The sequence below is a fragment of the Ensifer sp. Root558 genome (genome assembly GCF_001427045.1).
Lineage (GTDB): Bacteria > Pseudomonadota > Alphaproteobacteria > Rhizobiales > Rhizobiaceae > Ensifer > Ensifer adhaerens.
In genome coordinates this window covers 16,674-29,963 of the sequence record NZ_LMGC01000017.1, presented here as the reverse complement: position 1 = coordinate 29,963, position 13,290 = coordinate 16,674, and the positions used below count along the sequence as shown (strand labels likewise).

Here is a 13,290-nt window from a genome sequence, read left to right as displayed (position 1 = left end):
TCGCGTCGCGACCGTTCTCCCATCTCGTTTCTTCCCGTGATTATCGCGGGCCGATTTCAAGCCGCCGCGAAGAGCAAAGGCCGCAAGGGCGCGCTCCGCAATTGTAGGATTCTACAATTGGAGACGTCAGCCGCGAGGAAGCCCCGCTTGCGGCCGCCGGCTCGCAACCGGCAGCCGGAACGGCGCAGGAATGAAGGAGGGGGCCTCAATGAGCCGCCCAGGGATGAAATTCATGGTGGAAGATCCGGACCCGGGCCAGGACGCCATCACAAACAAGCGGGATTGGCATGCTCCCAATTCTAAGGCACGCTGACCCAGCACGATCGTCAGCGTGCACTGTTATCGCGGCAATCACCGCCGCCGATGGTCAGAACGCTCAAACATCACCGACGGCCGATCATCAAATGATTGCTCAATCGCTCACAGCGGCCGACCCAGCCTTCTCACCCGTCGCCGCCAACCGACAAATCCCCATTGCCACCTCGAACGACTGTTCAAACGCCGGGATCGGCAGGAACTCGAAGCGCGAATGGAAGTTATAGGCGCCGGTAAAGAAGTTCGGCGTCGGAATGCCACGGGCCGAGAGCACGGCGCCATCGGTGCCGCCGCGCATCGGGATCAGCTTCTTGTCGATCCCAAGTTCGTCCATGGCCCGGAACAACAGAGCGACGGCACGATCGTCCTCTGCCAGGCTGGTGGCGATGTTTCGATAGGTCTCGGTGATCTGGTAGCGGACGTTACCGCTGGGGTAACTTGACCGGATCCGCTCCGCCATTTCGGCGATCCGCCGCTTGCGCTGATGGAAACCGTCGGTGTCGAAGTCGCGGATCAGGCAGGTGAGGGTCGCCTCGCTGTCATTGGCGACGAGATCCTTGAACCAGAAGAAGCCCTGGCGACCCGCGGTGTGTCCCGGCGTGTCGTTGCGGTCGAACTGGGCTATGAAGTCGATCGCCATCGTCAGCGGATTGACGAGATTGCCCTTGGCCGACATCGGATGGGCACTGACACCGGTAAAGACGATCTCGGCAGACGCTGCATTGAAGGTCTCAAGCACCACTTCGCCCAGTTCGCAGCAGTCGATGGTGTAGGCGAAGTCGCAAGGAAAGCGAGAGAGATCGAGGGCCTTGGCGCCGCGCAATCCGATTTCTTCGTCGGGTACGAAGGCGACGTAGACATCGCCGTGCACTGTGTTATCGAGCCGTCCGAGCAACGTCATGATCACGGCGATCGCCGCCTTGTTGTCGGCGCTGAGCACACTGGTGCCATCACTGACGATAATGTCCTCGCCCTGCCAGCGGGCGATCTCCGGATGCTCGGCGACCCGCAGCCAGATATCTTCCTTGGCATTGAGGCAAAGATCCTTGCCGTTAAAGCGCAGGATCTGCGGATGGATGAAGGGCGACAGGCCGACATCGACGGTGTCGAGATGGGCGATAAAGCCGATCGCCGGCGCCTCGGGGCGGTTGCCGCGTTTGAGACCGGTGACGATCGCACGTCCGTCGACGACGACATCCGCCAAACCCAGCGCCCGCATCTCGTCGCCCAAAAGGGCAGCAAGCGCTGCCTGGCCCGGCGACGAGGGCAGCGTTTGCGCGCGGCCATTGCTTTGGCTTTCGATTGCGGCATAGCGGAAGAAGCGGCTGATCAGCTCCTGGCGAACGTCCATGATGGTCCTCATGTGGGAGATGCGGGCAAGAGGTCGACCGGTTAGCCCCGGATAACGCCGAGACCGTCCAAGATCTGGATATCGGTGCCGAGCCCGGCCGATTGCTCCGCAAGCCGCGCCAAGATCCGCTGTGCACCGGCCCCGGTCGCAAGATGGGGCGCCAGGCGCCGCTCCAGCACGCCGTCCTCTAACGCTTGTTCGCCACCGATGATGACCGGATACAGTCTGATCTCGACGAGACGGTTGTCAGCGTCGAAGGTCGGTGCCGCGACCACGCTTTCCCAGACCTCCGGTGCCGTCCAGGTCGATTTCTCTGAACGCACATGGAAGATGAAGTTGCCGAGGCTGTAGAAGATCGGCCGGCCGCGATAGATCTCGATCGGCTGCAGCACCGGCGCTCCGTGGCTGACGAAGAGCGACGCGCCGGCATCGATGCAGGCGCGGGCGACACCACTCACCCAGCCAGGCACCTGGTACCAGTCGGATGCCCAATGATGATGGTGCAGATAGGCGACCACCAGCGATCCATCTTTCGCCGCCGCCGCGATGGCGCCAAGGTTCCTCTCAAGGTCCACCGCATCGATGTTCACGCTGCGGCCGCAGCGCTCCGACCGCCGGAACACGGCCCGGGCAATGGCGATTTCTTTCTCCGGGTCGAGGTTCGGACGGTCGTCAGGTTGGCTGTCATTGGCGAGATCGATCGCGGTGTAGCCGACCAGGTCGCGAATGGCGGCCAATTGTTCGAATGCCGGCCCGTCGACCTCGATCCTCTGGGTAATGGCGAGCCGATTGACGCCCGGGCGTGCCGGCCTCCCTTCCTTCCCATCGGCTGCATACATGAAGTCGGGACCGGGACCGCCGTCCATCGCAACGATGGCAACCGGCCGCCCGGATACCGTTGCACGGCTCGCTTGAGAGACTTCGCCCTGATCTCGACCGAGACCCGCATGCAGGAAGCCGCGCTTTTCGACCTCCTCCAGCGTCGAGAGTACGCCCGACGGACCAAGGTCGAAGGCATGATTGTTCGACAGCGACAGCGCGTCGAACCCGATGCCCTGAAGGCAATCGAGCACGATCGGATCGCTGCAGCCGAAGAACGAGCCTTTCAGCGGCCAGCCACCGTGACGCCCAAGGATCGTGCTTTCGAAGTTGGTGAAGGCGAGATCGGCTTCGCAGAGCAGCGAGCGAACCTTGGTGAAGGCCGGATCGGTGATGTCGCGGATGTCGTATTTGATCAGCGATTGACCGGTCAGGGCAAAGGTGAAGCGTTCTTTCATGCGATAACTTTCCATGGCGATTGCGGCCAAGCGTTCGGAGATTGTGACGGGCACTGAGGGTGGTCCGACCTGTCCTGGAAGGAGCGCGTCTCTCAACATGTGAAGCGCTCGGGTCGGGCGGCAATCAGGCTGCGGGTATAGGCATTGCTGGAACGCGAGAAGATGAAGTCCGAGGACCCAAAATCCTCGATCCGGCCGCTTTTGAAGATGTAAACGGCGCTGCACATCGCCTGCACGATCGCAAGGTCATGAGAGATAAACACCATCGTCATGTCCTCTCCGGCGATGGTTTCCTTGAGCAGCGTGACGATCTCGGCCTGCACCGAGACATCGAGGGCCGAGGTCGGTTCGTCCGCGACGATGATCTGAGGCTTGGCAAGCAGCGCACGAGCGATGCAGACCCGCTGCTTTTGGCCACCGGAAAGCTGATGCGGATGGCGGGACGAGAGGCTCCGGGCAAGACCGAGGCGGTCCATCATCATAGCCGCCGTCTCGGCAATCGGTTTGTCTCTGGAGCCAGCCTCTGCGCCGAAGCGAATGCTTTCCTCAAGCGTCTCGCCAATGGTCATCCGCGGATTGAGCGAGACGGACGGGTCCTGGAAGATCATCTGCACCCGGCCGAGAAGACCGCTGCGCCGGCCGCTTGAGGCCGCCTCATAGCTTTGCTCGCCGATCACAATCCGGCCGTGATGGGCGCTGTCGAGACCGGCGAGAATGCGGCCGAAGGTGGTCTTGCCGCTGCCGCTCTCGCCGACAATGCCGGTGATCGTGCCACGCGGCAGGCGGATGCCGACATCGCTGAGACCGAAGCTCGGCCGTTTGCGGCCAAGTCCCAAGCCAAGGCCCCATTGGAATCCCTGCGGAGAGAATTCTTTCGAGATGCCTTCGGCCACAAGCAGCGGGACCCCGGCATCATCGGGGGCGCCGGAACCGTCCGGACCATTCCTGTCTGCCACCTTGTCTTCAACCGTCGCGACCTGTGCTGGGATGCGCAGTCGTGGAACGGCGGCAAGCAGCTTCTTCGTATAGTCATGGCGTGGCTGATCGAGGATGATGACTGTCGCATCCGCCTCGACGACCTGGCCCTTCTTCATGACCAGCACCCGGTCGGTGATCTCGGAGATCACGCCCATGTCGTGGGTGACGAGAATGACCGAAACACCGGTCTCATCGACGAGTGTTCTCAGCAATTGCAGCACCTGCTTTTGCACCGTCGCATCGAGTGCCGAGGTCGGCTCGTCGGCGATGATGATGTCGGGAGCGCCGGCAAGGGCGATGGCAATGACGATGCGCTGCCGCTGGCCACCGGAGAACTGGTGCGGGTAGTTGCCATAGCGCCGCTCCGGCTCGGGAATGCCGACACGCGCCAGCAGATCGATGGCCCGGGCGCGGGCCGCGCGTTTCGACAAGGAAGGGTCGACCGCAAGGCAAGTTTCCTGAACTTGCGCGCCGACGCTCATCAACGGATCGAGCGAAGCGGTGTGATCCTGGAAGATCGCCGAAATCCGTTTTCCGCGCAGCGCTTCCCGCTCGCCGGCCGTCATCGCGTTAAACGCCTTGCCGTCGAAGCTGATTGTTCCCGAGGTCTGCTGGAACTCCGGCGCAAGCAGTCCGAGGATGGCATTGCCGACGGTCGACTTGCCAGCCCCGGACTCACCGATGATCCCAAGGATCTCGCCGCGTCCAAGCGCGAAGCTGACGTCGCTGAGGATCGTCGTCGGGCCGGCCCTGGAGAGATGGCGAAGGCTAAGGTTCTCGACCCGCAACAATGGCGGCGACGGGGGCAGGGGGTGCGGAGGGATGTTCACATGTTCCACTGTCATCGCGTCTGGTTCCTTGGATCGAGACTGCGGCGAACGTCCTCGCCGACGAGATTGATGGAAGCGATCAGGCCGAAGAGGGCGAGCCCCGGAAACAGGCTGATCCAGTATTGGCCGGTCATCAGGTACTGGAAGCCGTTGGCAACGGCGGAGCCGAGCGAGGGTTTGTCGATCGGAACGCCCAAGCCAAGGAAGGACAGCGTCGCCTCCAGCGCCACCGCATGGCCGACCTCGATCGGGATCAGGGTGATGGCCGGTGCGATGCTGTTGGGCAGCAGGTGACGGAAGATGACCCTTGATGTCGGAAGCCGCATTAGCCGGGCCGCATCCATGTAGGGTTTCTTGACCTCGCTTAAGGCGACGCCACGGGCGATCCGCGCATAGGTCGCCCATTGCACGATGACCAGCGCCAGGATGATCCGGTCGACGCCCGGACCGAGCGTGACGATGGCAATCAGCGCAATCAGGATGGTCGGCAGGCTGAGCTGCAGGTCGACGAGGCGCATGATGACGACATCGACCCATTTGCCGAAGTAGGCGGCACTGACCCCGGCGGTGAGCCCGATCAGGGCGGCAAGTGCTGAACTGACGATCGACACCACCAGGCTGATGCGCAGGCCATAAAGAATGGTACTGACGATATCGCGGCCGAGGCCGTCGGTTCCAAGCAGGTAGAGATAACCGCCGCTTCCGAGTGTGCCGGGCGGCGACGACGCCTCCCAGCCGAAGATCTGCAAGGGATCATAAGGGTTCTGCGGTGCGATCAGCGGCGCGGCAATGGCAACCAGCACGTAGCTGACGAGCAGGATTTTGGACAGGGTGAGCACCGGTCCGCGTCGGGGCTTTTTTAATGCGCTCAGGATTTGGGCTTTCATGACGGTCCACCTTATGAAGACAGGCGCACGCGCGGATCGAGCACGGCGTAGAAGAGATCGACGAGGGCGTTGAGCCCGACGAAGGCGACGGCGATGAAGGTGAGGGTCGCCATCACCACCGGCCGATCGAGCAACTGGATGGAGTCGATCAGAAGCTTGCCGACGCCCGGCCACGAGAAGATCGACTCCACCACCACGGCAAAGGCGAGCATGCCGCCGAACTGCAGGCCGATGATCGTCACGATCGGCACGCTGATGTTCGGCAGCGTGTGGCGCATGAGGATCCGTCGTGACGACAGCCCCTTGGCGCGGCAAAACCGCGTGAAGTCCTGGCTTTCGACCTCGGTCGTGCCAGAGCGCGACAACCGTGCGATCAAGGCGATGTTCGGAATGGCGAGCGCCAGCGCCGGCAGCACCAGGTGCCAGAGCCCGTTGGCGGTGAGCCAACTCCAGTCCTCACCGAGGACACGCTCGGTCGCACCGCGTCCACCGGAGGGAAACCAGCCGGTGAGGATGGCGCCGACGAGGATCAGCATCATCGCCAGCCAGAAAGACGGGATGCTGAGCGCCGAGACGCTGCCGTTCAGCAGGGTCCGGTCAAACAGCGAGCCCACGCGCCGGCCGGCAAGAAGTCCGAGCCCGGTTCCAAGCGGTGCCGCGATCAGCATGGCGATAAAGGCAAGTTCCAGCGTTGCCGGCAGTTTGCTCATCACCAGCGTGAAGGCCGGCTGATGATAGATGTAGGAGGTGCCGAAGTTGCCGCTCACGACATTGCTGATGAAGACGAGGTACTGGCGCCAGATTGGCTGATCGAGGCCAAGCGCAATGGTGGCCGCCTGAATGTCCTCAGGCGTGGCGGTTTCGATGTTGACGACGTTGAAGACCGGATTGCCGACGCTGTGGATGCCGATAAAGCCGATCAGCGACATGGCGATGAGAAGCAGGAAGGCCTGTGACAGCCTTCCAAAAACAATCGAGATCATATCCATCCGCCTCTACTCCGTCGCGGCAATCGTCTGCATCGCCGTCGTCCAGCCGCGCGGATGCATGACGTAGGAGCCGATGCGCGGGCCGTAACCGACGATGTGGTGGAAGTGGTAAAGCGGGATGATCGGCTGGTCGGCCATCACCAGCTCAGTTGCCGAAGCCAATGCCGCATCGCGCTCCGGTCCGACGGCAATGCTCTCCGCCTTGGCCAGCATCTCGTCGAAGGCGACGTTCTGATACTTGCCGAAGTTCAACGCACCGGTTCCGCGCTCCTTGTTCGGCGAAGCGAGCAGGGCGCGAAGGATGATGTCGACAGCCTCGCCGGAGGTGCCGCCATACCAGACGGCATAGTCGCCGGCAGCGCGCTTGGTGTTGAACACCGAGAACGGCGCTGTCGAGGGCTGGGCGTTCACACCTATCCGGGCCCAGCTCTGGGCGATTGCCTGCAGGCTCTCGGCGTCGCCCGGATAACGCCCGGCCGGACCGGCAAGAACCAGATTGAACCCGTCAGGATATCCGGCCCTGGCGAGCAGCGCCTTTGCCGCTTCGTAGTCAGGCGCCTCAGGCAGAAGCTTGGCCGACGTGCCCGGCAGGCCGGTCGGAAACACCTGCGAGGCGGCGGTCCCATAGCCGGCAAGGATCTTGTCTGCGAGAATGCCGCGGTCGGTTGCAAGCGCCAGTGCACGCCGCACCTGCGGGTCCTTGAACGGGTTGGCGATCGGTTCTCCCGATTTGTCCGTCACACCGGGAAGGGTGTCGCGGTCAACATCGAACTGCACGAAGTTGATGCGGGCGGCACCGACGCTGGCAATCCAGGCGCCGCGCTGCTTCAGACCATCGACATCACGGGCGGGAATGGCGTCGGCGACGTCGACCTCGCCGGTGCTAAGGGCTGCCACGCGGGCGGCCGGGTTCTCGATCACGCGGAAGCCGACCGTCAGCCAGGCGGGCTTGCCGCCCCAGTAGCCATCGTTGCGCACCAGCCTGAGGCTCTCGCCGGAGCTCCAGCGTTCGAACTTGTAGGGTCCGGTCCCAACAGGTGCAGCACCGGAATTGAGCGCTTCGGTGGTCTCAAAGCCCTCCGCCGGCTTGTTCATCATGAGGATCGAGGAGAAGGTGAGCGGCAGGGTAGGGGCGGCACCGCTGGTCTCGATGACCACCGTCAGCGGATCGGTCGCAGAAACCGCCTTGATGCCGCTGACAGAGGAGCGAAACCCGCCGCTCGGGGGCTTCAGGAAATCCCGGATCCGCTCGATCGAATAGACGACATCCTCGGCATCGAAGACCGCGCCACCATGGAATCGCACCCCGTCGCGCAGCTTGAACTCCCACTGGGTAGGGGAAAGCGCGCGCCAGGAGATGGCAAGCCCGGGCTTCAGCTCGAGACCCTCGTCCTGATAGACGAGCCGCTCATAGATATGAGAGAGCAGCGAGGTATTCTCGTTGAGATTGGCGTAATGCGGATCGAGCGTCATCAGCTTGTAGGACGTGGCGATGCGCAGATCACCCGGCTCTTGGGCCACGGCTGGCGTCGAGATCAACGACGCACCGAGCGAGACGGACACGAGAAACGCCGACAGCAGGCATGGGCGAAAAGGTCTTCCCAGTTTCATGTGCAGTTCCTTGTTGTTTTTTGACAGAGTCAGGGGCTCGCGCCGAAGGGGCTTCGGCGCGGGGTCATTCGGAGATTGCTCTAAGTCCCGGCGGCGGGCTGTCAGCGCGCCGCTTACGATGCGGCGAACACTTTCAACCGCTGAGGCGCGGCGAGGGATCAGCTGACGTATCGATTTTCAGCAAATCAGCCAGCACCGTACGGATTTGCGGCCATGGTTCGTCGGAACAGATGAGGGAAGGCTGGTTACGCGTCACAATCGCGTCGAGTTTGGCCGCAACACCGGCGATTGACGGCGCTGGCGTCAGCCACAACGCTTGTGCGGCCAGTTCCTCTGCCAACGCTGCACGGTCCTCAACCTCGAGAGCCTCGTTGTAAGCACGTGACCCGTCGTGGTCGCTTGAGGATGACAGGCCAGCCGAAAAAAGGGAGGTTTCGAGGTGTTGCAGTTGCGCCGTCGATTCGCTCAGACGGTCCCAGGTGGCACGCCAAAGATGCCAAGCCGCGAGCGCAGGATCCGAATAGCACCCATCTAACAGTGAGTTCTCGGCCGCGGAACGCGCAACATGTGTGGGTAACCGGGCCGCAACCAGGGAATGAAAATCTCCTCGGGTGACGGTAGGCAAAGTTCTGGTATTGTCGGAATCAGCCATGATCCGAGCTCCCGTAAGCTTGGTTGTGGTCAGGCTGTATTCGGTGTTCCCGCACCGGATGCAGCCGCAGTTCGCTTGATACCGCCTTTCGATAGCGAACTGCAGTTTCAAGTAACGTCTAGGTAGCACACGAGATTCGATTGATCAATTCGAAATCAGATGATTACAATGAAATCACCGGCGCGCAAATTCGCGCGGCCCGCGCATTGATCCGATGGAGCGCAAAGGATCTTGCGAAGGCAGCCGGGATTGGTGTTGCAACGGTAAGTCGCGCGGAAACTGAGGATGGGGTTCCGTCGCTCACGAGTGCAAATTTGAAAGCCATTCGCGTAGCCCTGGAGGCATCCGGGATAAAGTTTATCCGAGAAAATGGTGGTGGCGTCGGAGTTCGCTTTGAAAAGCCGATATCGTGAAACGCTCGCTTGCTAGGGATTCGTTACTAGCCATCCAAGGCGCCTTCCAGCGCAAGGCGACCTACGCTATTCAATCAGCACAAGCTGATCTCTGACGCGCACTATCGCGTGCCCTGTCCACGACTTGTACCGACTAGGAGCGCCGCGAGCGTAACCGCGGCACTGAAGCGCGCCAACTTCATGCGACGCCCTCGCGCGCCAGACCAATCATATCCCACCCGGTCACCTCCCTGCGACGTGCGGTAGACTAACTCTGCTCGGCCTCATTCCCTTTCAACGAGGATGATGCGTAGCGCCCGAATGACGTCCGCTGCATCGATCAGGGTATCCTTGATGTCCTCGATGGATAAATCTCCGACGCGGGCAGATGCGATACCCAAATTGATCACCACATCGTTTGTGCGCCTGTTGCCCGCAACGCCGGCTTGCTCGCGCATATCACGGATCGTAGCGACCGCGAGGAGCCGGCTTACTTCGGAGGGCGTTAGCTTCTCGACCTCATTGGCAGCTCTGATCAGTTCGGAAACAAATGCGGTTGATTGAAATATGGGAACCCGAGAATTCATAAGCAATGCATCCAACCTGCGGATCTGTCTCGCACGTCGGTTTTTCCTTTTTCAGCATCATGAGGCAGTGGGAGCGTCCTTCTGATCTCGCACGATCCCCCACCTCGGCTGGTCTTTTGCGACGTTGTTTGCGGTCAAAAAGAAGCCCCGCCTTTTGAGGCGAGGCGAGGATCGCATCCATATGGCTCGATGGACGCGCTGTAGCGACTATTAGGAGAAGCTACCGAACGGACGAAGGGAAGGTCTGTTTCTGCGATTCCGGTACGGTTCGGATAAAAATCTCGCCGGGACCAAACGGCGGCGCCAACCGAAGAACCATAATCAACTCATCGTGCTTGCTGCCATGGCCGATAAAGCCGTCGGGAATGCGGCCAACCGCCATGAAACCCTGGCGCTCATAGAAGCGGATTGCCTCCGAATTCTCCGCGTTCACCGCAAGCTCGAGCTGAAGAATTCCGTGAGCCTGCGCGTGATCTGCCACCTCTCGCAAGAGATTTGCCGCAACCCCGCTACCGCGCTTGCACTTTCGAACATAGACGCTGACAAGCTTCGCGCGGTGGGCCATTTTCCGCGCATTCTCAAACCTCAGCCCCATCATGCCCACAGGTTCTCCATCCAGAAACGCGACAAACACCGGCTGGTTTAGATGTTGACGCCATTGACGATCGGAGAGATTGGCCCAGTCTCCAAAAACACTGGCGTAGGAGAAAGGCTCATGCGAAAGCGCCTCCAGGCGCAGGCGCCGAAACACATCCACGTCCTTGACGCACAGGCGTCTGACGACCAATCCGTTTTCAATCGGCACATTGGCCTCCTTAAAATCACCGGTTCGTCGTGACATGCTCATGCATGTGTCTCTCTGAACGATAAACCTGGTCTCGGCGACCAGCCTCCCGCATCCCTCTGCTTTTATAGACCCGACCACTGCCATTCGGTGGATGCCGAGTTGATGATCCCACGTTCCGTATTCGCCAACAGGTCTGCCCAGAGCGGGTCGCTCGTGAAACTCGCGAGATCACCGGCCGTCTGGACTAAGGGCATCTTCCGGTATCGCGAAAGAAGTGCCGCCGCACTATCCAAAAGCCGGATCTTGCCCAACGGGTCAGCGCCATCCCGTTTCAAGACGCGGTGTCCCCAAACTCCCGGCAGACGATCGCGACGCATGTCTTCTTCCCAAAGTTCCAACTCGCCCGATCGCGCAAACGCTTTGGCGGCAAGGTAGCGCATGAGTGGGTAGTAAATGACCTGGCGACATCCACCGAGAACGCGCACGCCGGGCATGATGGAAGTCACCAGGAACACCATGAAGAGACTTGGCACCAGCACGCGGTGCCGAAGCGCCGCCACGAGACTTTCCGGTCGGAACTGGACTTCGAAGTCCGGCCGGTTTTTCGTTGCCAGCACGTTGTCCCGGAGACGAAGGGGAACAATTCTGCCTTTGTCAGTACCCCAGAAGAAATCTGTTGTTCGGCGGAGCCATCCCTTCCAGGGGCCAGAGTTCAGTTGATCGATCGTGTCCAGGACACTCTCGGCAACCGCACGATTTCTGATAAAGCCTGCCGACAGCCACGATGCGGGGTCTTCGAGGTGATCTGCAACCAGGTCTGCTATGTCGAGATCGTCAAGCTGAAGCAGCTTGACGGAAGAAGACAGCTTGCGGCGCCACAACATCTGATTGGCGTCCCTGATCGCGTCGGCAGCAGAAGCAAATTCACCTGAAGGAAGCTCGGAGAGGAGGTGAGCGGCGGCGGCGTTCGGCACCGATTGGCCGTGAGCGTTCGACAGCGCAAATCGGTATGGTCCGCTCAAACCGCAGACGCTGGATGAATCCATCCGCCTTCGCGGCAATCCGAAGACATTGAGCGCTTCACCCTCGAGCCAGAGCCAGCCGGGGCCCTTCTTTGCCTTTTCCGCGAAACTGACCGTCGAGGCATGATAGGTGATGTACCACTCAAGCCGGTGCGCTTCGAGACCCATCAGGCTGAACAAATGCGTATAGAGCGCGACGGGTTCCGGCAGCAACAAGCAGTGCGGACCCGTCTGAAGAACCGGCGCGGACATCAACTGGTGGCTAGCCCTTCGGGCTTCCTCGTCCGCGAAACCGGATCTGCGCGCCGCCCGCTCGACGCATCGGCACAACAGTTCCATGGCATGGAGGCGTACCGAACACGCTGCCTGACCCTTGACGGCATCGAAGACTGTCGCCGCGTATTCCTCCAGTGGACGTTCCCAGCATGGGGCCATAGACGGCATGAGATGGGTCATGGCATGGCGCACGTCGCCAGCGCTGCAAAGTTTTCCGTCGGCAAGAGAAGCGGCCATTTCAGAAGGCCTGCCGCCTCGGCGCGAGTGGCGCCATGGTGTTCGCGCAGCGCCAGCTGAGCTCAGGCGCCAACGGTTCAGCTTCCGTATCGACGAGTATGACCGGCAAACGCTCGTAACAGTAGCCCGGCGGGATCGCCGGCTTCAGCATCAAGGAAACCAGCTCTAACGTGGCGGTGCGCGAATTGGACGACACGATTGTGTAGAAATTCCCGCTGTTCCAAGTTACCACCGAATAGCGAAAAAAGGTCCCGAGAGCAGCTGCCGTCGTCGCCAGATCAACCTGAAGACCCGTCATCGTGTTGAGAACTTCATCCTTCTTCTTGGAGATGTCGCCGGCCGAGAAGTAGCGAGTTTTGAAGAGCTCGTCCTTTTGGCGTTCTCGTTCCTCGTAGGTGTCAGGGTCCTCATGCGCGAGCTTCTGGACCTGCACGAGGATGCCGCCCGGGCGAATGCGGGGAACGACGAAGTCCAACTGCTTTATCCGGTCACGGTCGTACATCTGGAAAGTCGTGTCCTCCAAGAGCACGTCGAATCCGGCCTGAAAAGGAAAAAGCTCTGGATCTGAGAGGTATCTGTCGTTGGTAAGATCAAAGAATGGACCATGGAAGAAGTGCGCATGGTCGCTTCCCCGCTTTGCAACGAATGACACCCGATTGGCGGCAGTAGGGCTGCAGCAGAGAGCTTCGATCCGCCCATTGCCGAGCGTTGCAAGTGCGCGCGCAAGGCATCCGGTTCCTGTCCCAAGCGTGTATATTGTCGCCGGCGAAGCGCTTCGGCTCCAGGCCCGCAAGGCAAAGGCGAGGATCGCCGCTCCCAGGCGAGCTTCCTCCTCAAGCCGATAGGGAATGCTGGCGAAGTAGTGGCTATCGAAGTGCCCCCAAAGACGCCGGTGCGTATCCGAAAAGACCGCAGCCTCCAGGTCAAAGTCGAGGAGGCTCAGATCAATTTTTGGTTGAGCAAGGTCCGGAGCTCCGGACTCACCGCGTGCGGTTCTTTCAAAGAACCCTGCAAACGCCGTTAGCCTGGGCGCACTGCGCCAGTGATCAATCGTTGTCCGATCCACCATGACCATCTCCCGTTACAGCGGTCGGTGCAA

General features: G+C 61.0%; 12 protein-coding genes. 1 reads left to right on the top strand and 11 read right to left on the bottom strand.

Going from position 1 to position 13,290, the window contains the following annotated elements; genetic code table 11:
• Positions 1 to 412: 412 nt before the first annotated feature.
• The 7 genes from pepT to ASD63_RS34370 all read right to left on the bottom strand — a co-directional run bounded on the left by pepT (position 413) and on the right by ASD63_RS34370 (position 8,890).
• Positions 413 to 1,666, bottom strand: a complete 1,254-nt coding sequence (gene pepT / locus ASD63_RS18760) for a peptidase T (RefSeq protein ID WP_060529720.1) — start codon at positions 1,664 to 1,666, stop codon at positions 413 to 415.
• 41 nt (positions 1,667 to 1,707) lie between these two features.
• A complete protein-coding gene (locus ASD63_RS18755; protein WP_060529719.1) occupies positions 1,708 to 2,943 on the bottom strand; it encodes a CapA family protein in 1,236 nt (411 codons plus the stop codon).
• 92 nt (positions 2,944 to 3,035) lie between these two features.
• Complete coding sequence (locus tag ASD63_RS18750) at positions 3,036 to 4,766, bottom strand: ABC transporter ATP-binding protein (protein WP_060529718.1); 1,731 nt, start codon at positions 4,764 to 4,766, stop codon at positions 3,036 to 3,038.
• Positions 4,763 to 5,638, bottom strand: a complete 876-nt coding sequence (locus ASD63_RS18745; RefSeq protein ID WP_060529717.1) for an ABC transporter permease — start codon at positions 5,636 to 5,638, stop codon at positions 4,763 to 4,765. The genes ASD63_RS18750 and ASD63_RS18745 overlap by 4 nt, the downstream gene beginning before the upstream one ends.
• 11 nt (positions 5,639 to 5,649) lie before the next feature.
• A complete protein-coding gene (locus ASD63_RS18740) occupies positions 5,650 to 6,627 on the bottom strand; it encodes an ABC transporter permease (protein WP_060529716.1) in 978 nt (325 codons plus the stop codon).
• Positions 6,628 to 6,633: 6 nt separating this feature from the next.
• Entirely contained in the window at positions 6,634 to 8,238 is a 1,605-nt protein-coding gene (locus ASD63_RS18735; RefSeq protein ID WP_060529715.1) for an ABC transporter substrate-binding protein, read from the bottom strand.
• 133 nt (positions 8,239 to 8,371) lie between these two features.
• Positions 8,372 to 8,890, bottom strand: a complete 519-nt coding sequence (locus ASD63_RS34370; protein WP_082572938.1) for a hypothetical protein — start codon at positions 8,888 to 8,890, stop codon at positions 8,372 to 8,374.
• 140 nt (positions 8,891 to 9,030) lie between these two features.
• On the opposite strand from ASD63_RS34370, the gene ASD63_RS34365 reads away from it, so the two are divergent.
• A complete protein-coding gene (locus ASD63_RS34365; protein ID WP_082572937.1) occupies positions 9,031 to 9,303 on the top strand; it encodes a helix-turn-helix domain-containing protein in 273 nt (90 codons plus the stop codon).
• A gap of 263 nt (positions 9,304 to 9,566) precedes the next feature.
• Here the strand turns inward: ASD63_RS34365 and ASD63_RS18730 are convergent, their stop codons facing one another.
• The 4 genes from ASD63_RS18730 to ASD63_RS18715 all read right to left on the bottom strand — a co-directional run bounded on the left by ASD63_RS18730 (position 9,567) and on the right by ASD63_RS18715 (position 13,260).
• Entirely contained in the window at positions 9,567 to 9,851 is a 285-nt protein-coding gene (locus ASD63_RS18730) for a hypothetical protein (RefSeq protein WP_156624162.1), read from the bottom strand.
• 238 nt (positions 9,852 to 10,089) lie between these two features.
• Positions 10,090 to 10,710, bottom strand: coding sequence for a GNAT family N-acetyltransferase (locus ASD63_RS18725; protein WP_244497265.1), 621 nt, complete (start codon positions 10,708 to 10,710; stop codon positions 10,090 to 10,092).
• Between the two features lie 68 nt (positions 10,711 to 10,778).
• Entirely contained in the window at positions 10,779 to 12,191 is a 1,413-nt protein-coding gene (locus ASD63_RS18720; protein ID WP_244497263.1) for a hypothetical protein, read from the bottom strand.
• 1 nt (position 12,192) lies between these two features.
• Positions 12,193 to 13,260 (bottom strand): class I SAM-dependent methyltransferase, encoded by a 1,068-nt coding sequence (locus ASD63_RS18715; RefSeq protein WP_060529714.1) that lies wholly within the window; start codon positions 13,258 to 13,260, stop codon positions 12,193 to 12,195.
• Positions 13,261 to 13,290 lie beyond the last annotated feature (30 nt).